The organism is Commensalibacter papalotli (ex Botero et al. 2024) (assembly GCF_947179115.1).
Lineage (GTDB): Bacteria > Pseudomonadota > Alphaproteobacteria > Acetobacterales > Acetobacteraceae > Commensalibacter > Commensalibacter papalotli.
The window spans coordinates 326778-350091 of the sequence record NZ_CAMXCI010000002.1; the positions used below are offsets into that span (position 1 = coordinate 326778).

Annotated in this window: 25 protein-coding genes; 14 read left to right on the plus strand and 11 right to left on the minus strand. The window is 37.7% G+C overall.

Annotated elements, in window-relative coordinates:
* Positions 1–59: 59 nt before the first annotated feature.
* Positions 60–251, minus strand: a complete 192-nt coding sequence (locus tag QMN76_RS06775) for a heavy-metal-associated domain-containing protein (protein ID WP_282023929.1) — start codon at positions 249–251, stop codon at positions 60–62.
* An 82-nt stretch (positions 252–333) separates the two neighbouring features.
* On the opposite strand from QMN76_RS06775, the gene QMN76_RS06780 reads away from it, so the two are divergent.
* Both QMN76_RS06780 and QMN76_RS06785 read left to right on the plus strand, forming a co-directional pair.
* The gene (locus QMN76_RS06780; protein ID WP_282023928.1) at positions 334–2559 is read left to right on the plus strand and encodes a heavy metal translocating P-type ATPase; all 2226 of its coding nucleotides are present in this window, start codon (positions 334–336) and stop codon (positions 2557–2559) included.
* Between the two features lie 111 nt (positions 2560–2670).
* Positions 2671–3147 carry a hypothetical protein gene (locus QMN76_RS06785; RefSeq protein WP_051462001.1) on the plus strand — a complete coding sequence of 159 codons (477 nt, stop codon included), beginning with the start codon at positions 2671–2673 and terminating at the stop codon, positions 3145–3147.
* Between the two features lie 7 nt (positions 3148–3154).
* Here QMN76_RS06785 and QMN76_RS06790 read toward each other — a convergent pair whose 3' ends face one another.
* Both QMN76_RS06790 and bioB read right to left on the minus strand, forming a co-directional pair.
* Positions 3155–3541, minus strand: coding sequence for a hypothetical protein (locus tag QMN76_RS06790; RefSeq protein ID WP_282023926.1), 387 nt, complete (start codon positions 3539–3541; stop codon positions 3155–3157).
* A gap of 197 nt (positions 3542–3738) precedes the next feature.
* Positions 3739–4752, minus strand: a complete 1014-nt coding sequence (gene bioB / locus QMN76_RS06795; protein WP_034339330.1) for a biotin synthase BioB — start codon at positions 4750–4752, stop codon at positions 3739–3741.
* 229 nt (positions 4753–4981) lie between these two features.
* Here bioB and QMN76_RS06800 point away from each other — a divergent pair, with 229 nt between their 5' ends.
* From QMN76_RS06800 to mltG, 10 genes are all read left to right on the plus strand, one after another.
* Positions 4982–5989, plus strand: coding sequence for an enoyl-CoA hydratase/isomerase family protein (locus QMN76_RS06800; RefSeq protein WP_282065876.1), 1008 nt, complete (start codon positions 4982–4984; stop codon positions 5987–5989).
* 89 nt (positions 5990–6078) lie between these two features.
* Positions 6079–6906, plus strand: a complete 828-nt coding sequence (locus QMN76_RS06805) for an acyl-ACP desaturase (protein ID WP_282023924.1) — start codon at positions 6079–6081, stop codon at positions 6904–6906.
* Between the two features lie 40 nt (positions 6907–6946).
* Positions 6947–7714, plus strand: coding sequence for a glycine betaine ABC transporter substrate-binding protein (locus QMN76_RS06810; RefSeq protein WP_034339324.1), 768 nt, complete (start codon positions 6947–6949; stop codon positions 7712–7714).
* Positions 7714–8967 (plus strand): class I SAM-dependent methyltransferase, encoded by a 1254-nt coding sequence (locus QMN76_RS06815; RefSeq protein ID WP_282023923.1) that lies wholly within the window; start codon positions 7714–7716, stop codon positions 8965–8967. The genes QMN76_RS06810 and QMN76_RS06815 overlap by 1 nt, the downstream gene beginning before the upstream one ends.
* Positions 8964–9461 (plus strand): YdcF family protein, encoded by a 498-nt coding sequence (locus QMN76_RS06820; protein WP_034339319.1) that lies wholly within the window; start codon positions 8964–8966, stop codon positions 9459–9461. The genes QMN76_RS06815 and QMN76_RS06820 overlap by 4 nt, the downstream gene beginning before the upstream one ends.
* Positions 9462–9511: 50 nt before the next feature.
* Positions 9512–10474 (plus strand): ACP S-malonyltransferase, encoded by a 963-nt coding sequence (gene fabD / locus QMN76_RS06825; RefSeq protein ID WP_282023922.1) that lies wholly within the window; start codon positions 9512–9514, stop codon positions 10472–10474.
* A 14-nt stretch (positions 10475–10488) separates the two neighbouring features.
* Complete coding sequence (gene fabG / locus QMN76_RS06830; protein ID WP_282023921.1) at positions 10489–11235, plus strand: 3-oxoacyl-[acyl-carrier-protein] reductase; 747 nt, start codon at positions 10489–10491, stop codon at positions 11233–11235.
* Positions 11236–11473: 238 nt separating this feature from the next.
* A complete protein-coding gene (locus tag QMN76_RS06835; RefSeq protein ID WP_008854809.1) occupies positions 11474–11716 on the plus strand; it encodes an acyl carrier protein in 243 nt (80 codons plus the stop codon).
* A gap of 48 nt (positions 11717–11764) precedes the next feature.
* Positions 11765–13045, plus strand: coding sequence for a beta-ketoacyl-ACP synthase II (fabF, locus tag QMN76_RS06840; RefSeq protein WP_034339308.1), 1281 nt, complete (start codon positions 11765–11767; stop codon positions 13043–13045).
* 27 nt (positions 13046–13072) lie between these two features.
* A complete protein-coding gene (gene mltG, locus QMN76_RS06845; protein WP_282023915.1) occupies positions 13073–14035 on the plus strand; it encodes an endolytic transglycosylase MltG in 963 nt (320 codons plus the stop codon).
* Positions 14036–14062: 27 nt separating this feature from the next.
* Here the strand turns inward: mltG and QMN76_RS06850 are convergent, their stop codons facing one another.
* Positions 14063–14908, minus strand: a complete 846-nt coding sequence (locus QMN76_RS06850) for a lipid-binding SYLF domain-containing protein (protein WP_084051556.1) — start codon at positions 14906–14908, stop codon at positions 14063–14065.
* 39 nt (positions 14909–14947) lie between these two features.
* Positions 14948–15742 carry an inositol monophosphatase family protein gene (locus tag QMN76_RS06855; RefSeq protein ID WP_034339303.1) on the minus strand — a complete coding sequence of 265 codons (795 nt, stop codon included), beginning with the start codon at positions 15740–15742 and terminating at the stop codon, positions 14948–14950.
* A gap of 245 nt (positions 15743–15987) precedes the next feature.
* On the opposite strand from QMN76_RS06855, the gene QMN76_RS06860 reads away from it, so the two are divergent.
* Both QMN76_RS06860 and QMN76_RS06865 read left to right on the plus strand, forming a co-directional pair.
* A complete protein-coding gene (locus QMN76_RS06860) occupies positions 15988–16287 on the plus strand; it encodes a putative quinol monooxygenase (protein WP_282023912.1) in 300 nt (99 codons plus the stop codon).
* A gap of 14 nt (positions 16288–16301) precedes the next feature.
* Entirely contained in the window at positions 16302–17213 is a 912-nt protein-coding gene (locus tag QMN76_RS06865) for a glucosamine inositolphosphorylceramide transferase family protein (RefSeq protein WP_282023910.1), read from the plus strand.
* Between the two features lie 42 nt (positions 17214–17255).
* On the opposite strand, the gene QMN76_RS06870 is transcribed toward QMN76_RS06865, so the two are convergent.
* The 6 genes from QMN76_RS06870 to QMN76_RS06895 are packed head-to-tail and all read right to left on the minus strand — an operon-like array spanning position 17256 to position 23182.
* A complete protein-coding gene (locus tag QMN76_RS06870; RefSeq protein WP_282023909.1) occupies positions 17256–18344 on the minus strand; it encodes a glycosyltransferase in 1089 nt (362 codons plus the stop codon).
* Positions 18345–18352: 8 nt separating this feature from the next.
* Positions 18353–19117, minus strand: coding sequence for a nucleotidyltransferase family protein (locus tag QMN76_RS06875; protein ID WP_034339297.1), 765 nt, complete (start codon positions 19115–19117; stop codon positions 18353–18355).
* A gap of 8 nt (positions 19118–19125) precedes the next feature.
* The gene (locus QMN76_RS06880; protein WP_235176825.1) at positions 19126–19950 is read right to left on the minus strand and encodes a sterol desaturase family protein; all 825 of its coding nucleotides are present in this window, start codon (positions 19948–19950) and stop codon (positions 19126–19128) included.
* On the minus strand, positions 19947–21047 hold the full coding sequence (locus QMN76_RS06885; protein ID WP_282023907.1) for an LptF/LptG family permease: 1101 nt from the start codon (positions 21045–21047) through the stop codon (positions 19947–19949). The genes QMN76_RS06880 and QMN76_RS06885 overlap by 4 nt, the downstream gene beginning before the upstream one ends.
* Positions 21047–22288 carry an LptF/LptG family permease gene (locus QMN76_RS06890; protein ID WP_282023905.1) on the minus strand — a complete coding sequence of 414 codons (1242 nt, stop codon included), beginning with the start codon at positions 22286–22288 and terminating at the stop codon, positions 21047–21049. Before QMN76_RS06890 ends, QMN76_RS06885 begins: the two co-directional genes overlap by 1 nt.
* Before the next feature lie 9 nt (positions 22289–22297).
* Complete coding sequence (locus QMN76_RS06895) at positions 22298–23182, minus strand: metallophosphoesterase family protein (RefSeq protein ID WP_282023903.1); 885 nt, start codon at positions 23180–23182, stop codon at positions 22298–22300.
* Positions 23183–23314: the final 132 nt, after the last annotated feature.

The following is a 23314-nucleotide window of genomic DNA, read 5'->3' on the forward strand; positions in this document are numbered from 1 at the left end:
CTTGATTTTTTTATCTTTGAAATAAAAACCTCTTAATAAAGTTTAAGAGGTTTTCTTGCTTAAACTAATTCATATCCCTCTTCTTCAATCGCAGCTTTAAGCGCTGCATGATCAGGATTTCCTTTTACGGTAACGGTTTTTGCATCTAAGTTAACAGTTGCCTCATCAACATTCGGAAGAGCTTCAACAGCCTCTTTAACTGCTTTGGCACAATGTTGGCAGGTCATACCTTCAACTTTATATGTTTGCATTATCTTAACTCCGTTATTAAATTATAAATATGATAATAAGAATTATTTGTATATTAAGCTATAAAAACGGGACGAAGTAAAGATGTCTGATGAATCCTCTATGACACAAATGGTTGACTTTTCAATTTCAGGAATGACCTGTGCCTCGTGTGTAAGGCGTGTTGAAAAAGTAATCAAAAAAGTTGAGGGGATAGATGAGGTCAGTGTAAATTTAACATTAGAGCAAGCCAGAGTTGGTTTGCATGATCCCAAGTTATTGCAACAAAAAATCGGTGAAATAGAAACTGCTGTTACAAATGCGGGCTACAAAGCAACATGGATTAATCCAGAACAAAAATTAGAAGATCATTCAGAATCTGATCAAAACAAAGATTTTTGGCAATGGGTGATAGCTGGGGCATTTTCATTGCCTTTGGTCATTTCTATGATCATGGATATGGTTCATCCTGGATGGATGTTGCCGGGCTGGATACAGTTTGCGTTGGCGACCCCTGTGCAGTTTTGGTTGGGCAGGCATTTTTACGTTGCAGGGTTCCGTGCAGTTAAAGCAGGTGCGGGGAATATGGATTTGCTGGTTGCGTTGGGCTCTAGTGCTGCTTGGATTCTTAGTACAGTTTTACTAATAAATTATTACTTTTCCCCCACAACGCACATGGAGCCTCATTTATATTATGAGAGTTCTTCTTTAATTATTACTTTTATTCTGTTTGGTCACTGGTTGGAAAAAAGGGCCCGTCACAAAGCGGCATCCTCTATCCGAGCATTACAAGCATTACGTCCTGATACTGTTTGTAAACTTGTGAATGGTGAGGAGATAATTGTATCCAGTGATGCAATGATGGTGGGTGATTTTGTTGTTGTGCGCCCAGGTGAACGTATTCCTTGTGATGGTATTGTCTCTGAAGGGGAAAGTGCGGTTGATGAATCAATGTTGACGGGTGAGGCTGTTCCTGTTGAAAAAGCCAAAGGAGATGGTGTTACAGGGGGATCTTTGAATGCAAATGGTCGACTAGTTATTCAGGTGGAAAAAACAGGTAAAGAAACGCGCCTAGCAAGCATTGTCCAATTGGTTGAAAATGCCCAAGCATCTAAAGCTCCTATTCAAAAACTGGTTGATCGTATTAGTGCTGTTTTTGTACCTATTGTTATCATTGTAGCTTTGATTACTTTTTTTGGTTGGTGGGCGAATGGGTATCTAGTTGAAGGATTATTACATAGTGCAGCAGTCTTAGTAATTGCGTGTCCTTGCGCTTTGGGGTTAGCGACACCAACAGCACTGGCTACAGGATGTGGGGCTGCGGCGCGTTCGGGAATCTTAATTCGTGATGCCGAAGCCTTAGAGAGAGCAGCGCATATTCAAGTGGTAGGATTTGACAAAACAGGAACACTGACCCAAGGAAAATTATCGGTTGTTTTGGTTGTCCCAGCCAAAGATTTTAATGAACTACAGGTTTTAAAGTGGACTGCCAGTTTGTCTTTAAGTAGTGAGCACCCTTTGGCTAAGGCATTACTTCATAAAGCACAGGAGGAAAATTTAAGCTTAATTACTCCAGAATCTTTTCGAGTGATCAAAGAGCAAGGTAGAGGTATTAGTGGCCTAATAGATGGAATCCCTTATCTTTTTGGTAACCAAAAAATGCTGGAAAGTTTTGGTCTGGCGGCAAATTTATTGCCTATGGATGCTCAAGGGGCAACGCTTTCTTGGCTCGTTCGTTATCATAATAACCAGTATGAGTTATTGGGCGGGGTGGCTTTTGAAGATCATCTTCGTGAAGGGGCAAAAAAAGCTATTGCTGAGTTACAAGCCAAGCAGGTTGAAGCTGTCATCTTAACAGGAGATAATGCACAGGCCGCGCAAAAAGTGGCTGATGCGGTGGGGATACACGAATTTTATGCTAATTTAAGTCCTGAAGATAAACAGACTTATATTGTAAAATTAGGTCAAAAAAACGGTCAAAAACGCTCGGTTGCAATGGTTGGGGATGGGATTAATGATGCACCTGCTTTGGCTGCTGCGGATCTGGGTATTGCGATTGGAGAGGGCACGGATGTTGCTGCTGAGGTCGCAGGCGTTGTCTTAATGCGTAACCATCCAGGATTAGTTGCCGCTACCATAGACATTGCTCAAAAAACCCGTAAGCGGATTAAAGAGGGTTTGTTTTGGGCTTTCTTCTATAATATTATCGGTATTCCTTTGGCGGTCTTTGGATTACTCAGTCCCGCGGTAGCTGGTGGAGCTATGGCGCTTAGTAGTGTCTGTGTTGTAATGAATGCCTTGCGGTTGTTGCGTTGGAAAGCCCATATTTAATCAATCAGAAGTTTGCCAAGAGCATGGTAAAACGATAATGAAAGTGATTAATAGCAATATATTTTGGCAAATAGCAAAGGTGATAAAGCGTATGATTGGTAGGCTAAGATAATGATCAGAAAAACTGCTCTAGTAATTCTTGCACTTTTAGGTATGTTAATACTGTCTTATAGTGCTTTCGCGCTTCAACCTGATGAGATTAAAACAACCGAGCAAATGAATGCTCGATTGGATTTCTTGTATGGATCTCATGATAAATATCATGCCTTTATTGATCAATTAAAGAAAGATGTTGCACAAGAAAATAAAAAAGCTGTGGCAGGTGTTGTCAAATATCCTTTAAAAGTAGATATCCAAGGCAAGCGCATAGCAATTCAAAACCAACAGCAATTTATTCAATATTACGATAAAATCATAACGCCTAAGATTAAGCAAGCTGTGACTGATCAACAATTTGTTGGGATATTTGCCAATTATCAAGGGATTATGTTTGGCAGTGGTCAAATTTGGCTTTCTGGGATTTGTTTAGATAAAAGTTGTAGAGACCCTAAAAAATTAGTGGTTCGTATCATTGCGATTAATAACTGAAATGGCTTTATTTACAACTCGCATTTGCTTTATCAAAAAATGCTTTTACAGATTGTTCCTGATAATCTGTTTTTTGTTTGTCAGTAAAGTTTTTATATTTAGGATAAGCATTGATTTCGTCGGCCCTGTTAAGAATTGCTTCGGTCGAGTAAAATGCCATATCATCAAGAGGCTTTGGTTGCCCCATTGCTCCTGAGATGGCGCGCATTGGTTGAATGATGGAGGTAAGCACTTCATCTCCCAAGATACATTGCTCATAATCATTACTGTCTTTAGGGGTTTGTTGATAACAATTCTGTATACGGTTTGCTGTTACTCTAAGCCCTTTGATCGTTTTATCACAGAAACTAGGGCCAAATTTCTTTACAACAGCATCAATAGTTGTATCAATCATCTTTTCTGATTTATCAGTAGCTATCGCAGTGAGTGGAAGAGAAATAAAAGATAAAATAAGTATAGTTTTTTTTCATGACAAATTTCATTTATTAAAAGAAATAATTATATATTAATGCGGTATAACTCATAATCAACACATAATAACAAGCCATAACAAAAATAACAGGATCTTGGTTTTAATCAAGATCCTCTAACTTAAACAGATGCGTTAACGTTTTGATCCGCGATTTGTAATCCCAGTTTCTTGAACAGTGTTAAATCACTGCTTTTTTCTGGATTAGGACAGGTTAATAGACGTTGTCCAAGAAAGATCGAGTTAACGCCAGCTAAATAACATAATGTTTGCATTTCAGCACTCATTTCTGTGCGCCCAGCAGCAAGGCGTACGTAACTTTTTGGCATGACGATGCGAGTGACTGCAATGGTGCGTACAAAATCCAAAGGATCAATGGTTTCGGCATTTTCCAAAGGTGTCCCTTTTACTCGGATAAGCAAATTAATGGGAACGCTTTCTGGATGTTTAGGCAGATTTGCAAGACTTTTAATCATGCTGGCACGATCAATTTCATCCTCGTTCATTCCTAATATTCCACCACAACAGACTTTGATGCCTGCATCTCGAACAAAAGCCAACGTATCCAAACGATCTTGATAGGTGCGTGTAGAGATGATCTTTTCGTAATGTTCTTCGGAAGTATCTAAATTATGGTTATAATAATCTAGCCCAGCTTTTTTAAGTTTTAATGTTTGCTCTAGATTTAACATGCCTAAGGTAACACAAGTTTCAAGGCCGAGCTCTTTGACCCCTTCAATCATTGCACAAACAGTTTCAAGATCATGATCTTTGGGTGAACGCCAGGCGGCACCCATACAAAAACGTGTTGCGCCTTCGGCTTTTGCTTCTTGTGCTCTTTTTAGAACTTCATCAACGGCCATTAAACGATCAGCTTTGATTTTTTCTTCATGTTTTGCACTCTGGGGACAATAAGCACAATCTTCAGGACATCCGCCACTTTTAATAGAAAGCAGAGTCGATACTTGTATTTTTGTAGGGTCAAAGTGAAGGCGATGTGCCGATTGGGCTCTGAACATTAATTCAGGTAAAGGTAAAGCAAAAAGAGCGGTTACTTCCTCTTTGGTCCAATCATGGCGAATAGGAAAAGCCTCTGTGGTTGTAAGATCGTCAGAGGGGGGTTCGTGGGCAAGCATTGGGATATCCTTAAATGATATGATGTTGATTTGCTTTGATCAAATAGTGCTTTATATGGTTTTAAGATAACTTAAGAAAATATTTATTAAAATAAATAGCTAAAATAAAGTAAAATATAAAATATATGTTTTTATAGGCTAAGGGATAGTAAAATTTAATTCATTCTATATAAGGCTAGTTTTATGACTAAGATATATAAAGTTAGTAATAAAACGGGCAGAGGGTTGTATGAATCGGTTGATTATAATTCAGCAAAAAGGATGTTTAGGGATTTTAACCTTAAATCGTTCTAAAACATTGAATGCAATCAATGCAGAGCTTCAGCAAGAGATTATTACCAAGTTAGAAGATTGGAAAACTAATCGTTTAATAAAATCTGTTGTTATTAACAGCTCTCATTCAAAAGCTTTTTGTGCAGGTGGTGATATTCGCCAAGTAGCTTCTTTTGTAAAAGCAGGTCAATACGAACAGGCTGTTGATATATTTTTACATAATTATCAATTGGTTGATTATATTGCTCGTTATCCCAAACCTATTATCAGTATAATGGATGGTATTACGATGGGGGGAGGGGTTGGTATTGGCTGTTTTTCCTCTCATCGAATAGTTACAGAACGTGCTGTTCTGGCTATGCCAGAGGTTAAAATAGGCCTTACTCCAGATGCAGGCAGTAACTGTTTATTTGCTAAATCACCTGGTTATTCTGGGTTGCGTATGATGTTAACAGGAAAATCATTTCATGCAGAAGAAGCTGTTATTCTTGGTTTTGCGGATTATATAGTTTCTTCTTCTATTATTCAGGTTTTGTTAACACAGCTTGAAAAAAGAGAGGTTGATGATGTTCTTGGTTCTCTAAAACGTGATAAAGAATACAAACCAGCTTTATTGCAAGAAATTAATACAATTTATAATTCCCCTGATGTTGAAACTATTATTGCTAGATTAAAGCGAAGCCAGCTGTCTTGGGCTAAAGAAGATTTAAAAGAAATTTTGAAAGCTTGTCCTTTTTCTTTACAGGTTACTTATCGAGTTTGGCATAAAAAACCTGCTAATTTAAGGAATGCTTTGCAACAAGATTTAAATATTATCAGTCATTTAATATGGTGTCCTGATTTTATAGAAGGGGTCAGGGCTAGCGTTATCGATAAAGATCGTTGCCCCCAGTGGGATAAAACGCCTGTTTCCCCTCAAAAAGTTGAGACCTGCTTTGTTTCGTCTTATAAATTATACGCTTAATTATTTTCGATATTTTCTTTTGCCCTATAGCTTTCAAAATTATATAGTTTAAAGAATAAAAATATCATTAATTTTCAAGGTATGAAATTATGAAACATTGGGATATTGAGCAAATCAAATGGGATCGGTTTGATCCGTCTCTTATTGATCCAAAAATTGTGCCTTTAATCAAAGCGGCTTCGGTGGTTGAGCGCAACAGCGTAGATTATACAGTTTATTTAAATAATGTCTTTGCCCATGATGCCGAGTTGATGGAACTGTTCCAACAATGGGAAACAGAAGAAGTTCAACATGGTGAGGTATTGGGTCGATGGGCGATGATGGCTGATCCAAATTGGGATTATCATAAAAGCTTTGATCGATTTAAAGATTTTTATAAAATTGACCTGAACACCGATAACTCTATTCGTGGTTCTTATACTGGAGAGTTCATTGCTCGTGCAATGGTAGAGGTTGGGACATCATCATATTATAGTGCTTTGGCAGATTATGTAAAGGAACCCGTATTAAAGGAAATTTGTCGTAAAATTGCAGGGGACGAGTTTCGTCATTATAAATTATTCTATGATTGTATGAAACGATTTTTGTATCAAGATAATTTATCAAAATGGGCGCGTGCAAAAATTGCATTGGGGCGTATCGTTGAAAGTCAAGATGATGAATTAGCATCAGCATATCATATTACGAATGAACCCGAGGGAATGCCCTATAATCATAAACGTTGTATAGCACTTTATATGGATAAAGCGGCGCCATTATATCAACGTCATCACGTAACGCGTGTCGTGAATATGGTGTTTAAAACAATTGGCTGGATGCCTTCGACAAAGTTTCAAGAATTTTTTGCCAAAGTGATGATGACGATCATAAAGTTTCAGCATAAATCATATTCCAAACAAATTTCGGGCTTAGTTTAAAGTCCATAAGTATCAATTTTAAAAGCGAGGTAGAGACACAGTGGATCAAGAATGTTTGGCATTAGGTTTTTTTGATATTCCTGTTCATGAAGCAGCAGCAGCAGCTGTTTTGCGTGTATTAGAGGCTCATGGCATTATGGATATAGAGCTGATCACAGGTGAAAATGCAGCTATGTTCCAAGAGTTGAGTTCTGGAGGGATAGATATATTCACGACGCTATGGACACCTGATGTGCATCAAGATACGCTAAATTCTGCTTCTTCTATGAAAGCTATTGGAAATTTGTATCAACCCTCTTTATTCCTTGCTTTACCAACAAAATTCAAAGATCGAGCGACTTTTATTGACCAATTGGGGTTACTCTCTGAAATTGATCGACAGGTTACTGTGCCAGAAACTATTTATAATCGTTTACAGTTGGTTTTTGAAAGTTACGGGTTAATAAATGCAGGGTATAGTTTAAAAGCCATCCCTGATGAAGAGGCGATCAGTCAATATAAAGATATTATGAGTTCTCAAGAGAATAAAATAATAGCCTTATACTCCCCAAGTTTTATCGAAGATTCCGATATGATGTATAAATTGCAGGATCCCAAGAATTTATTAAGTGAGGAACAAAAGGCCGTAATTTTGGTTAAAAAAGATCTTATTGATTCTTTGGGGGCTGACTTGATTGATGAGCTTGAAGAAATGACTCTGGGAAATCAAGTGATTAAACTTATGGAACAAGCAATGCGTGTTGATGGTATGGATGCACATGAAGCTGCAGAAGCTTGGCAACGTGGAAAGTTGGTAGTAAGAACATAATGACAACAGAACATGATCAACAAGATATCAGTCTTGCACAACAATACGAAGCGTATCCTTACCCAGAACGTAATCCACTAGATGAGAAGAAACGTCTATTTATTGGCAGTCCTAGTCATTTGAACGAGATTGATTATTGGGTTTTTGGTGGTTACAGAAAAGCAACAGACCCATTGAAAATATTAGTTGCTGGATGTGGCACTGGGGATGCAGCCATTATGATGGCTCAACAAATAAGCCGTCAAAATTGTGCTGGTGAAGTAGTTTGTCTTGATCGTGCCGAGGCTGTTTTAAATATTGTCAAAGAACGTGCTAAGGTGCGTGAGTTAACAAACTTACGCTTTGTGCAGGGGTCTATTTTTGATTTGCCTAGTCTTGATCTGGGCAAGTTTGATTATATTGATTGTTGCGGCGTATTGCACCATTTACCTGATCCTGACAAAGCATTACGTATTTTAAAAGGGACATTGAATATTGGTGGTGGCATAGGTTTAATGGTTTATGCTCCACATGGTCGTACTGGCGTATATATGCTTCAAGATGCGCTTTCATATCTTGCTCCAATTCAAGAAAAACCAGCTCAACGTTTAGAGATGGCGAAACGGATTATGCGTCATCTTCCGCAAACAGCGTGGTTGCGTGCTAATCAAAATTTTGGCGATCATTTAACAGGTGGTGATGCTGGGTTGTATGACTTGCTCCTTAATCCAAGAGATCGTGCTTATACTGTTGATGCGTTGTGGGATCTTATTCAGCAAACGGGTTTTGAAATTAATGCTTTTATTGAGCCTGCTCGTTATGATCCCAAATATCTCATTACCGATCCTAAATTCCGTGAAAGAGTAGAACAACTTGATTTGCGTACGCAAGCGGTTGTTGCCGAAGGGTTGGTAGGCAATATGGCAACACATGTTGTTTATATTCGTAGGTCTGAAGATGAGTTATCTTTTGTGGATCCATTAGATCTAGAATCGATTCCTTTTATGCGGGAAATGCCAGGAGACATCTTGGCCAATCAAATATTACCCTCTAATTTACTGCCATTTTCTTTTGGTACATTAACAGTGATGATTCCATTGCCTGCTCAAGCCAGGGGATTTTTGGGACTCATTGATGGGAAGCGTTCTTTGGGTGAAATTATAGAAGTTGTTCGAGCTAGAGGTGTGCCAGAGAAAAAAATATTGCCATTGTGGCAAGAAACCTTTGAAAAATTACGATCTATTAACCAATTATTTGTCAGAGTTTCTGAATGAACAGGCAGCCGATCCTTGTTTTTGGTGCAGCATTAAAAGCGGATGGAACGCCACAAAATGTTTTGATTGCCAGGGTTAAGGCTGCGGTTGCCTATGGAAATTCATCCTTGTCATCTTTATATATTGTCACTGGTGGAAATCCAAAACAAGGAATAACTGAAGCAGAAATGATGAAGCGTCTTTTGATACAAAGTGGCGTAAATGAAGATCAGATTATTTGTGAAGATAAAGCAGCTAAAACAATTGAATCTGTTATTTTGTGCAGTGCTTTATTAATTAAATTGGGTTTCTCACAAAAGAAAACGCGTATTGTTGTTGTTTCAAATGCATATCATCTGCCTCGATGTTGTTGGTTGCTCTATTTATCAGGGTGGCGTACGCGCTCTGTGGCAGCATTAGGAAATGCTTCTCGAAATTTTTATAAATGCTGGAGCTGGCGTTTACGTGAAATTCCTGCAATAGTATGGAATAGTTTTCGTATTTTACTTTATTGATTTTGGTTTTTAATAATTTATTATTTTATAGTTGAATTTAGGAATAATTAATGACGGTTTGTGCTTTTCTTTTCCCTGGTCAGGGTAGCCAATATGTTGGAATGGGTAAAGAGCTTGCTAAAGCTTTTCCGATAGCACGTGAGGTTTTTCAAGAGCTTGATGAAACTTTAAAACAACCTTTATCTAAAATAATGATGGACGGACCAGAGGATGAGTTGATGCTGACGCAAAATGCTCAGCCCGCATTAATGGCGCATTCAATGGCTGTAATTCGTGTTTTGGAAAAAGAGGCAGGGTTAAATCTTGCTCAAAATATAGCTTTTGCAGCAGGGCATTCTTTGGGAGAATATTCTGCTTTATGTATGGCAGGTGTATTTGATTTTGCGACAACAGCATCCTTGTTACGTTTGCGCGGAGATGCCATGCAAAATGCGCTTGCCAAAGGTACGGGCGGAATGGCAGCGCTACTAGGTACAGATATGGAGCAAGCCCAAATGATTTGCCTTCATAGTAGTGAACCTAATTCTATAGTTGCTGTTGCAAATGATAATGGTGCAGGTCAGGTGGTTATTTCTGGGCATATTGATGCGATTGATCGTGCAATAACTTTTGCAGCAGAACAAGGGATTCGCAGAGTCGTTAAGTTGACCGTTTCAGCACCTTTTCATAGTCCCTTGATGCGCCCAGCAGCAGAAAAAATGCAAGAGGCACTCTCTGATACTTTGTTAAAACCGTATAATTGTTCTGTTTTGGCAAATGTAACTGCTCAACCTTATACGAGCCTTCCAGAAATTCAAGAACTATTGGTTAAGCAAGTAACAGCACCAGTTCGTTGGGCCGAGACAATGCAGTTTATGATCGATAAAGAGGTAGAAGTTTTTTTTGAAATAGGGTCAGGTAAAGTATTATCCAATCTGATGCGCCGTACTGCCAAAGATCGTCAAGTATATTCCATAGGGGAACCTGCTGATATTGATCAATTTGTTTCTATTTTTTCAAATTCTAAAAGCTAATCAGAGGAATTGTTATGTTTAGATTAGAAGGTAAAGTTGCATTAGTTACCGGGGCATCTGGTGGTATTGGTAGTGCTATTGCAAAAGCATTTATTGTTCAAGGGGCAAAAGTTGTTTTGTCAGGCACCAGAGAAAGCGTGCTTAAAGAAGTGCAACAACAGTTGGGTGGCGAAGAAAAAGCTAAAATCCAAGTGGCGAATTTGACAGATTCAGAATCTGTCGCTGCGTTAATCCCCAACGCTGAAACTCTTTTTGATGCTCCTATTGATATTTTGGTAAATAACGCGGGATTAACCAGAGATGCATTGGCATTGCGAATGAAAGAGGCTGATTGGCAAACTGTTTTAGATGTGGATTTATCAGTTCCTTTTCGTTTAAGTCAGATTGCGGTTAAAGGGATGATGCGTCGTCGTTATGGACGTATTATAAATATTGCCTCTATTGTGGGTGTAACAGGCAATGCAGGGCAAACTAATTATTCTGCTGCGAAAGCAGGGCTGATTGGGATGAGTAAATCTTTGGCTTTAGAGGTGGCCAGTCGTGGAATCACAGTAAATGTGGTAGCCCCTGGCTTTATTGAAACGGCCATGACCGATCAATTGGCAGAAGCACAACGCGACAAACTATTGGAAAAAATTCCTTGTACGCGTATGGGTAAAGTTGAAGATATTGCTGCAGCTGTTATTTACTTGGCTTCTGATGAAGCACAATGGGTTACAGGTTCAACACTTCATGTGAATGGAGGGATGGCAATGATTTAAGCAACCAGGTGTTGTAAAAATCATATATTGACGTTATCTTAATAAAGAATTATTGGGTTACTTATAGACTAAGGATATGTAAATATTAAGTTTGGCTTGGCTATTTATCATTAATGTGATATGCCCCTTGCTGATATGTTGCATAATAAAGATTTGCTATGACAGCAAGCCTTTGAAATATAACAGAGTTAAGACCACTATAATCATTGCTTATAACAAGCAGAAGGAATTAAATTAGATGAGCGATATCGCCGATAAAGTTAAAAAAATCGTTGTTGAACATCTTGGTGTTGAAGAAGCAAAAGTAACACCAGAAGCTTCTTTTATTGATGATTTGGGCGCAGATAGCTTGGATACAGTTGAATTAGTTATGGCTTTTGAAGAAGCATTCAGTGTTGAAATTCCAGAAGATGCAGCTGAAAAAATTGCAACTGTTAAAGATGCTATTGATTATATCGAAAAACAAAAGCAATCAGCTTAGTTTTCAAGATAATTACACTTAATTTCAAGAGGCGTATAGGTTAACCAGATGGCAGAAAATAAATCAATTTTTCAGCGTCGAGTAGTAGTTACTGGTATGGGGATCGTTAGTCCTCTTGGAATTGGTATTGATAACGTATGGAATCGTCTGATTGCTGGTCAAAGCGGTATTAACGCTATTTCCAGCTTTGACGCATCTAACCTTCCTGCCCGTGTTGCGGGTGAAGTGCCTGTCGGGACGAAAAGTGAAGGTAAGCTGGATCTTGGGGAATGGATCCCCGTTAAAGATCAAAAAAAGATGGATCGTTTTATTCATTTAGGTCTTGTTGCAGCGATGCAAGCTGTTGAGGATTCTGGATGGATGCCACAAACAGAAGACGAACGTTGTGCGACAGGCGTAATGATTGGTTCTGGTATTGGTGGATTACAAACGATTTATGAAGCCTCAGTGAAGGTTCATGAAGGAGAAAGCCGCCGAATTTCTCCGTTTTTCATACCATCTTCTTTAATTAATTTAGTTTCAGGCTATGTTTCTATAAAATATGGCTTTAAAGGTCCTAATCATGCTGCTGCAACGGCGTGTGCTTCTGGTGTTCATGCTATTGGGGATGCGAGCCGATTAATTGCTTTGGGTGATGCTGATGTAATGGTTGCTGGTGGTGCCGAAGCTGCAGTGTGTCCGTTGGGAATCGCTGGTTTTGCTTCTGCAAGGGCATTATCAACGGGATTTAATGATACCCCAACAAAAGCTTCTCGTACTTGGGATAAGGACAGAGATGGTTTTGTTATGGGTGAAGGTTCAGGCATTGTTGTACTAGAAGAATATGAACATGCCAAAGCGCGTGGTGCAAAGATTTATGGAGAAGTCATTGGATATGGAATGTCTGGTGATGCCTACCATATTACTGCACCAGCCGAGGGTCATGATGGTGCTTATAGAGCAATGCGTGCAGCTATTAAAAATGCAGGGATTTCAGTCGAAGATATTAACTATGTTAATGCTCATGGAACCTCTACCAAAGCTGATGATTTAGAGCTAGAGGCTGTTGAACGTCTTTTTGGTGATGCTGGAAAAAAACTAGCAATGTCATCCACTAAGACATCTACGGGTCATTTATTAGGTGCAGCAGGGGCAGTAGAAGCAATTTTCTCATTACTTGCTATTCGTGATAATGTAGTGCCGCCCACGTTGAACCTTGATAACCCATCACAGGAAACTGTTATCGATCGTGTCGCACATGAAGCTCAACAACGCCAAGTGAATATTGCTTTATCGAATAGCTTTGGTTTTGGCGGAACAAATGCTTCTTTGTTGTTTAAAAAAGTTTAAAAAATAACTACTTCAAGGATAATCAGTATGCGTAAATTCGTCATTGTTTTGGGCGCGTTGCTGGTTTTCCTTGGGGTTGTTTTTGTCTTTGGTAAAAGTATTTATTCTAAACCAGGAATATTAGAAGCAACTAAAAATGTTGTTATTCCAAAAGGAAATACTAATACTGTTTTAAGCCATTTGCAAAAAGAGCATGTGCTTGCTCAAGGTTTTCTTAATAAATTTGTCTTTCAAGCCGCTGTTCGAATAACGGCGGATCAGGGTGCATTACGTGCAGCTGAATTTTCTATTCCTAAGCAAGCTTCTATACAACAAATTTTACAAATTTTGCGTCATGCAAAGCCTGTACAACATGAATTAATGATTCCTGAGGGATTAACTAGATATCAAGTTGTAGATTTAATCAATCAAGCCCCTTTTTTAGTAGGAAAGATAGAGGTTCCAGCGGAGGGGAGTATTTTACCACAAACATATGCATATGAGTTTGGCTATTCTAGAGAAAAGCTATTGGCACATATGCAAGATGCTCTACAAAAAACTTTAAATCAGGTTTGGAAAGATAGAAAGCCCTTAGAGGCAGTTAAAACGCCGCAAGATTTATTAACCATTGCATCTATTGTGGAAAAAGAAACAGCTGTTTCTAGGGAACGACCAATGATTGCACGTGTTTTTATTAATCGTTTGCAAAAAAAGATGCGGTTACAGTCTGACCCTACAGTAATTTATGCTTTAACTGATGGTCATGGTAAACTAGATCGATTGTTGACGCGAAAAGATTGGGAAATAGAAAGTCCTTATAATACTTATTGGACGGATGCCTTACCTCCAACTCCAATTTGCTCTCCTGGTAAAGCAGCGTTAGAGGCTGTCGCGCATCCTGCAGATGGGAATATGATATATTTTGTTGCTAATGGAACAGGAGGGCATAGTTTTTCAAGTTCTTTAAGTGAACATAATCATAATGTTGCTTTGCGTAAGCAAAAAAAATAGCCAAGACTACCTTGGCTATCGATCAAATTAATATTTTTTTGTAGCTGGGGGTGGTGCTAGATTTTCTGATTTTATGCTGCCACTACCTCCGCTAGGTGCCAGTTTAATGGCACCAGAATCTATGTCATTGTTATCACTATCATTTTTTTTGCTTACGTTTGTTTTTGTAGCTTTTGTTGATGTAGTTGCTTCGCTGCTCAGTTTCATTAAAATTCGACGCAGCGGATCTGCCCCAGAATTATTGACGCGCATAGCAATTACAATGTCTTCTGGCCCTACAGTTTCATTGTAATAATTATGATTAGATTTACTGTTGATTTTAAGCTTAGACCCTTTCAAAGAAGCACCGGCAAATAATCCAGAACTTTTTTGAATTGTATAAATATTGGATGCACCACTATCAGCACTGCTATTGGCGTTTGCAGCCGTTGCAGCAGCAGCGGCACCCATTGTAAATTGGCTATCTAAAAGAGAGCGTAAGCTGGTCTCGTTCATAATAAATAGCATAATTTCTGTATTTTCGACACCTAGTTGTATTCCAAAAGACCCACTGGACATCTGATAAAATGCAGGGCTAGACCAAGAGCCTTGCGCATCTCTGGATAAAAGAACACATTTTCCACCAGAGCCACCAAAAACTAGAGAAATATGCGTAATAGATGGACATATCATGACAGCTCTTGCTTCTTTAAGTCTATTATAAAGCTTGTCATCAGTAGAGACACCACTATAAATGTCTTGAACGGCCAAGGTTGCATGATCAACTAGGGATTGTTCTGATTTTGTGCTTGCATATGCGCCATTTCCCAACATCAGACCAAGGGTTGCGGTAAAGCAAAGAGAAAGATATTTATAAGAATTAATGTGTTTCATCTTTTAAAGTAACGTAAATAAGGTTCAAGATAATATGAATTAAGAAGAACTTAATGGCATATTTATGGTGCTTGATAGTAAATCAGCTAAACCAGGGGCTGCGGTTAATAAAGGTGTTGGTTGATGTAATCCCCCGTCTTTTAAGAATGGAGAAACTTTTGCTCCTGCTTCTTGCAGTAAAACCAGTGCCGCAGCAACGTCCCATAAATTAATAGACATTTCAAAATGCCCATCCAGCCTGCCGCTTGCAACATCGACCAAAGACATTGTTCCTGATCCTAGGGTGCGGATCATAGCACCTGTTTCAAGAATAGCATTGGCGTATTTTAAAAAATCTTCTTTTTTACTGACGTGACTCCAACCTAATTCCACCATAGATATTTTAGGATCGGTAACTGGTGAAGCGTGGATTTGTTTACCGTTCATAAAGGCACCATGTCCAAGTCTAGCAGTGTAAAATTCTTTTACAGGTGGTGCTGAAATAATACCTAATATTGGGGTATTGCCTTCCATGAGCCCCAAGGAAACACACCATCGGTTACGGCCTCTGGCATAATTCGACGTACCATCAATTGGATCAACAATCCATCTTAAAGCACCAGTTCTTGTTTCACCTTCTTCTTCACCTTGAAACCCATCTTCAGGAAAAAGTTTTTTTATTTCAGCAGAAATAAAGGCTTCAACCTTGCCATCAGTTTCAGTTAACCAGTCTTGTGCATGTTTCAGCGATCCTTGAGGGCCTCCTGGAGGAGGGCGCATTGTCAAGGCCATTTCAGCGGCTTTTTGAACAATAGCTTGTGCTGCTTCAAAGCGATGAGAAAGGGCGTCCGTCATAATAAGTTAACCTTCAAGATGAGCATTTCAAAAAAATATAGAATGGAAGTAATCATTATATATAGTTTCTGTTATGCTAAAAAAATGTTAAAAGTGAATGAAATTTACAAGTTCATTTTGAATAAATGATGGCGTATATCAATTTTAAACATAAAGTTTATGCTTTTTAAAGTTGGATATCAATAGAAGATAGGTGTTTAATAGAAAAACACTGTGTTAAATTAAATATTGAGAAGGAATAAATAATGTCACAAGAATTTAAATTAATCGCCACGCTAGATTTAAAACAAGATGTATGGGAAAAGATCTCTGCTGTTGTTAATGAATGTGTTGCTTTAACCCGTCAAGAAGAGGGTAACCAATTTTATGCAGCTCATTTTGAACGAGGCAATCAAAATCGTGTTGTATTTATTGAGCATTGGGCCAATCAAGAAGCTTTTGATTTACATATGCAAACAGATCATTTTTTAAATCTTTCTAAAACGGTTGAGCCTTACTTAGAGCGTCCTATGCAAATTTTGTTTTTAACCGAGATTAAAGAGTAATAGGGTTATTAAGCGTGTCGATTTATGAGACAGATATCTGGCGTTTAGGCATTATCAAAGCGCCAATGGCTGAGGTCGTGACAAAAGGCGTTGATCATGTGCATTGGCTGGATGAAGAACCAGCCTTTCAGTTTTTAGCAGATCCTTTTGGTTTATGTTTAGATGAAAAACTTTACGTTTTTGCAGAAAGTTATAATTACAGGGATCGGCACGGACGTATAGAAGTCCTGGTTTATAATAAATCAATGCAGCTGTTAGATAGAGCCTTGGTTCTTGAGGAAGCTTGGCACTTGTCTTATCCAATTTTAATAGAAGATAAAGGCAATATCTATATGTTGCCTGAGGCATTTAAATCTGGAAAAACGACATTATACAAAGCGACTTTATTTCCTTATCAATGGCAACCAGTTCAAGAATTTTCTTTCCCAGACATTGTTATTGATCCGAGTGTCTTTTTCCATAATGGTCTTTGGTGGATGTTTTATACGCCTGCCGATTCAGGTTATAGTCGTCAAAGTGTATTATCTGTTGCGTATTCTGAAAGTCTAGTAGGTCCATGGCAGTTACATCCATGTAATCCTGTTCGAATAACACCCTCTAGCTCTCGACCAGGGGGTAGTGTTTTAGTAATTAATGGTGACATTATTTTACCAACCCAAGATTGTACAAAGACTTATGGAGGAAGTTTATCTTTTCTGAGAATATCAAAATTAACACCAGATGATTTTGAAGCTCATGTTATAAATCAATTATTTCCACAGGCTTCAATATTTCAAGATTACTGCCAAGGTGTTCATACATTAAGTGCTATGGGGGAATATACTTTGATCGATGCCAAGAAGATGGCAGTATCTCCAATAGAGCGATTAAAGATAGATATTGGTTATCACGCAAAAAAGAAATTGGGATTATTGCGGGGCTTATAATTTTGAGCAAATAAAAGATTAGCGTTATTAATATTGCATATTTTATGTAGATGTAAAACTTTGCATACGGTTAAAAACTTCAAATCCGATCGTATTAAAATGTTTTGTTGAAAATTGTGTGATTACGGTTTCTCTGGCTAGCTGTCCCATCGCATAAAGATCTTGTGGTTGAAGAAGCAACTTGTATAACGCATCAGCTAACGCAGACGGATTCTCTGGAGAAATAGTTAGGCCTGATTTATGGTTTTCAATAGTAAAAGGTAACTCACCAACAGCACTGGCTACGACAGGTAACCCAGCTTGCATAGCTTCATGAGCAGCAACACAAAAACCTTCTGAACGAGAAGGCTGAACATAAAGGTTATATTGGGAGAGAGTTTGCGCCACACAAGAGGTAAATCCCCTTAACTCAATATGGTTTTGTAATTGATATTGATGGATAAGATTATATAAATTTTTATATTCAATCCCTTCCCCATAAATAGAAATATGATAAGCAGGAACGTTTGAGTATTGATTTAATAAATGACAAGCTTGGATTAAAATATCATAGCCTTTGACAGGATGTAATCGTCCCATAGAAACGATTTTTACAGTATGATCTGATTGGCAAACTTTTGCCTTCAAAACATTTGGATTTGCCTTGAAAATAGGCCAAGTCATTATTTTTTCTTTAGGAATATGTAGGCGTTGTTGTGTAAATTGTGTAACTCTTTGAGAATCACCTAACCATAATTTAGAGAAAGAGCGAGTTGTTTTGAGAAGTCGAAGATTCCAAGGTTTTAAATAGGCTGCATGTTGCCAACTTATAACTGGAATATTGTGTCTCAATCCTACAAGTTGCCCTAACAAAGTGGCTCTGGTTAAAGAGGTCCATAAGTGAGTAGGTTTATAGTTGCGAATCTGCTGGTTAAGCCAAAGTAATGTTTGAAAGTGATCTTTGATACCACCCTCTCTTATTGAGACAGGTATATTTGCTTTGTGTATAGCAGGTAAAGCTTTACCATTTTTTTGCGTCAAAGCAAAGACTTTCACCTCAGCGCCATAGTCACGCATCAAAGACAAAATAGAAGGGACGGGAAAGGCTGCTCCACCACCTTCAAGAGAGTTAATAATATATGCGATGCGCATCAAAGCATTTAATCTTGAATAAGTTTATTTACGAGAATTAAATCTTCGGGTTTGTCGACATCAACAGCGGCTTGCCCCCAAGGCATAAATATAAAATGTGTTTTCGCTTTGGTTAATTTATAAATTCTTTTTTTAAGTGCATTGCGCGTAAGGCATTTTAATAGATACCGTAAAATAATTGGGTATCCTAACAAACATCCCATTTTGATGGGTTTTTTACGATGTTGCTCAAGTTTTTGCCATAATCGTGCGACTTGTATGGCTTGGGGTGTTCTGAATAAGAATAAGTTACATCCTGAAAAAGAACCATCAGCAAGATTGATATAAGTTCTTTTTGTATCGGGCACGTCGGCTTCGATTTGCTCTTTTAATGCAACACCAACAGCAACATCACATTGTGCCCGTTCTGCTTCTTTTAAGAAAAAATCAGCCCATTCAGGCTTTAATAACGGATTATCGGCTGTTGTTACTAGTAAAGGAGTCCCTAATTCCTTAATAGCCTCAATTACACTGTCACTGGGGCCAAGAGCCGCAGGTAAATAGTGAATATATTCAGGTAGGATATCTTTGACAATTGATTTGTTTTCAATAATAACAGCAATTTTGTCAACTTGGCTGATTTGAGACAAAGCTTGGACGACGTAATGAATCATTGGTCGTCCCAATATAGGAAGAATAGCTTTGTGAGAAACGTGGGCTTGTTTTGCCAGAGGATCTTGTTTGCCTTCTCTGGATCCAGCTAAAATTAAAACATTAACAGTTTCACGTTTCATATTTTATCCTAAGCAGCCTTTTGGTTTTCTTCAGCTGCGGCTTTTTTCTGACCACGAAAATTAGAGCCTGCAGGGCGATCACGAGGGGGTGCACCCGTTTTAAGCATTACCCAAGGATAGTGTTCAGCCTGTTTTATATCATATCCCATGTTGAATACGGTTGGGCTACGAGTACGACTTTTTGCATCTTCATAATAAGTCCCAAATAGCTTATCCCAAAAATAATTAGTAATCCCGTAATTGCCTTTTTCATCATGAAAATGGTGTAAAACGTGGACTTGTTTAATATGAAGAACATATTTTGATTTTGGTTTATACCCAAGATGTTGAATACAATGGAAAAATTCATAAAAGCAAGACATGTAAAGAGCAGTTCCTATTGCAGCAAAAAAGCCAGGGAATCCACCAACAAGGTATCCCAGTCCACCTGGAACAATTAAAATCGTTGGAAGTGTATTCAAAGGAGAGCCAAATAAAACATTTAATAGATGTGGGTCTTGATGATGATCAAAATGGATTCTTTTCCATAATGAAGCTGTCCATTTGATACGATATAAAATAGAAACATGCATAATCCAGCGATGGATAATATACCAAATCAAAGGGAAGCCGAAAATCATTAACAAAACGGCACTAATAACGGGAACCCATCCTGTGAATGTATAGTAAACACCCACAATACTGGCGAGAATAAGGCCAAAATAAAGCAAAATGGTGCCGTGTGTTAGATAGGCGACCCATAATTCTTTTAAGTTCATTTTACCTAGATCGTAGCTGCGCCCAGATTTGAGATCTTTATTGCGCATGATTTCGAGAATAGATTGGTTTTTCATGGTTTTTCTTCAATCATTAAAATAATAGCACTCATTGCAAAGATGAATATTAAGAGCGAAGGAATGACTGCTAACGGTGCAGGCAATGTCCCAGCTTTACCTAAAGCTCGTAGAACTTCCTGAAAAATAATAAATAACAATCCTGCTCCTAGACAATATATAGGCAACCAACTTTTTAATCCAGCTCTCGGTGGGATAAATATGACTGGTATGGCGACGATTAACATTATTATAAATGTAAAAGGCAAAAATAATCGTGCCCATATGGTTGTTTTAATTATATTTGTTGGGGTACGAAAAGGTTCGACCTTATCAGATAATTGTAAAAACATATTATGGAGAGTTTGTGGCAATGAGGGCATAGAAAGGTTTATTAAAGTACGAGGTGTTAAAGAAGTTTCCCAGATTTTATCCTCTGGTTTGGTAAGATCTGTATATTCAAGAGGTGTTCCTGGTGCAATATGAAGTACTTTGGCATTAACAAGAGTCCATTGTTTATTTTTATATTCTGCTGTCTCCGCAGTATAAATAGCTTCGAGGTGAGATAAATCTTTACGTTTATAAATTGTTAAACCAGATATGGTACTACCACCATAAGCAATATAATTAACACTTATAATATCTAAACCTTGATAAAAATAAAATTCTTTATCCTGCTGAGGAGTTAGGTTGGTTTTATTCCACCAAATTGCTAAATTTAGTTCTGTTTTCGGTGTAATATAGTTATGAAAAATAAAACAGATGACACCAAGTAACAAAGTTGCAGGTAATAGTTTTTTTATCAGCCCCACAGTTGATAATCCAGCTGAACGTAAAATAGTGATCTCACTGTTTAAAGTCAGCTGCGTTAACATAACAATGGAACCAATTAACATACTTAAAGGTAGAACAGAACTAAAAAGTAAAGGTAAATGGAGCCCCATATAATGGACTATTCCTTTCCATCCTAAATGTCTTTCTAAAATAGGAGACATTTGTTCAAGAAGGGTTAAGGCTTCCATAATTATGGTTAATATCAGTGCAGACCCTAAAACTGTACTTAATAGTCGTGCAGAAAGATAAATAATCAACTGATGTTGTTTAAACATATTTTTCATTATTTACCTATAAGACTAGCGGGACGTTTTAATAAAAAGTTGAAAGAAAGTCCTAAAGAACCACTTTTAAAACGTAATATAGCGCAACAAAGAATGAAAAAAAGGAACAAAGGCAGCCATAAAGCAATCAGTGCTGAGTGATGCCCAGATGCAACCAATTCAGATCCTAATTGTTGAATATGATCATATGTTACTAAAGTTACTGCAGCAATTAATGGTGCCCCCCAATTACGTTTTTTACGTTTTTTAATAATGGCTAACCCTGTTGCTAGAAGGGGGATGCATAAAATTGATAATGCCCTTACAAGGCGAAAGTGAAATTCTGCTTTAATATCTAATATTTTAATTTTGCCCGTCGATACGTCAACAAAATTAGTAGGATATCGTAACCGTTGATAAAGCTCGACAATAGTTAGTTCTCTTTCATCATCTCCACGATTGCGAAAGATAACCTTCTTTCCTTCTTGTTTTAGTTGTTTTTCTGCCTGCGTAAAATCAGTAATATTATTTTTACCGTTTGAGGTTAAAGTCAAGTTTTGCCCATTGTATAAATTTAGCTGTATTTTAGAACGGTTGTCAGCTGTATAAAATGTACCTGTTTTAGCAATAATAATATGTTCGATTGGTTTTTTTTTCTCATTAAATGTTTTTTGACGAATAAAAACACCAGATAAGTGTGTGCCGTGATCTGTAGCTTGGTCTACAACCATCACAAGATTATCGCTTGGTTTAACAATGGTATGGCTTTGTATATTGGGAACCCAACCAGCATGCGACGCGTAAAAATAAGCAGCACGAAAATCATAACGTGCATAAGGTTGGATGTAACCATATAAAATAATACATGAAATACTAACCACGATTCCACTTAAGATATAAGGGCGCGAATAACGTAACAAGGAAATCCCAGAACTCAATAAAGCATCAATTTCGTTGTTAATGCTCATTTGCCGCACACTGGAGAAAACAGCAACACAAAGTGCTGCTGGAATAGCTAATCCTAGATAATGGGGAACAAGATCAGCAAGTAATCCTAAAAAAGTACTAAGAGGGCTGTTATCTGAAGCCAGTAGATCAAGCAATACAAGTAACCGTGCAAGCATTAATGCTGCAAGGATAATCCCAAGTGCAATTAGAAATGTCGGTAATGCCAGATATATACAATAATGATCCAAAGTTCCAGGAATAGGACGAGACCAAAAAAAATTTTTATGATGTGAGGATGAGTTATTATTTGACAAGGGGAGAAACTAAAGTTGGTGGTTTAGATAAAAGCAAGATTTTTCGATAAATTGTTGGTTTTTATCTATAGATCTGACTGAAAAATTAACGTGAAGGTGATCATTATGGGAGTCGATAACAATTTTTCGCCATGCAGCCTGTCTTTGCATACGAACTGCATTTGATGACGCCGAGGCAATCCCCAGCATTGGAATATTGGTATTAAGAAACTTTTGCGTCGTAGTTTTATGAGTATGGCCATACAGAATCATTTCTGCGCCTTCTTCAAGAATGATTTCTTTTAATTTACTTCTGTTTCTCAAAGCTTTTCTTTCTTTGGTAATACCAGAGACAGGGGGGTGGTGTAACATAACAATACGGAATAATTTCTTTTCTTTTGCTTTGTGTAAAGCTTCTTTAATACGTTCTAATTGATTTTGATCAATATATCCACTGGCAAAAAAAGGTAATGTTGGAACAGCAGTAGAGACTCCAATAATCGCCGTTGTATCTGTTTTTGTAATGGTTGGATAATCATCCTGACGATATGCCTTTGTCCAAGGGGTCCAATAGGCATGTGTATTATACCATTGTGTTTGAACCAAACAATCATGATTTCCTGGCACAACGCGAATATTCGGAAAAGATAATTGATGTAACCAGTCTGCGGCTTGTTTAAATTCTTCTGGCAAAGCAAGATTAGTTAAATCTCCCGAAATTAAAACAAGATCGGGCTGATTGGCTTGCATATCTTGAATGACAAGATCAAGATTCTTCTTTTGTAAAATTAACCGCCTCTTTTGCCAAGATAAGAAGCTTAAAAAACGTTTATTACAAAGGGATAGCTTTGAAAATTGAAGCGTCTCTATAGGTAAATGAAGGTCAGAAATATGAGCAATCGTAAAGCGTTTCAAAAGTAACTATCCTTTAGCTGATGATCTTTCAATCATAATAATATATAAGTTTGCCAGAATATAGTTGATTTTTTTATTGAATTTTTCATAAAAGACAAAAGAAGTATATATAAAGCGTTTAATATATACGAA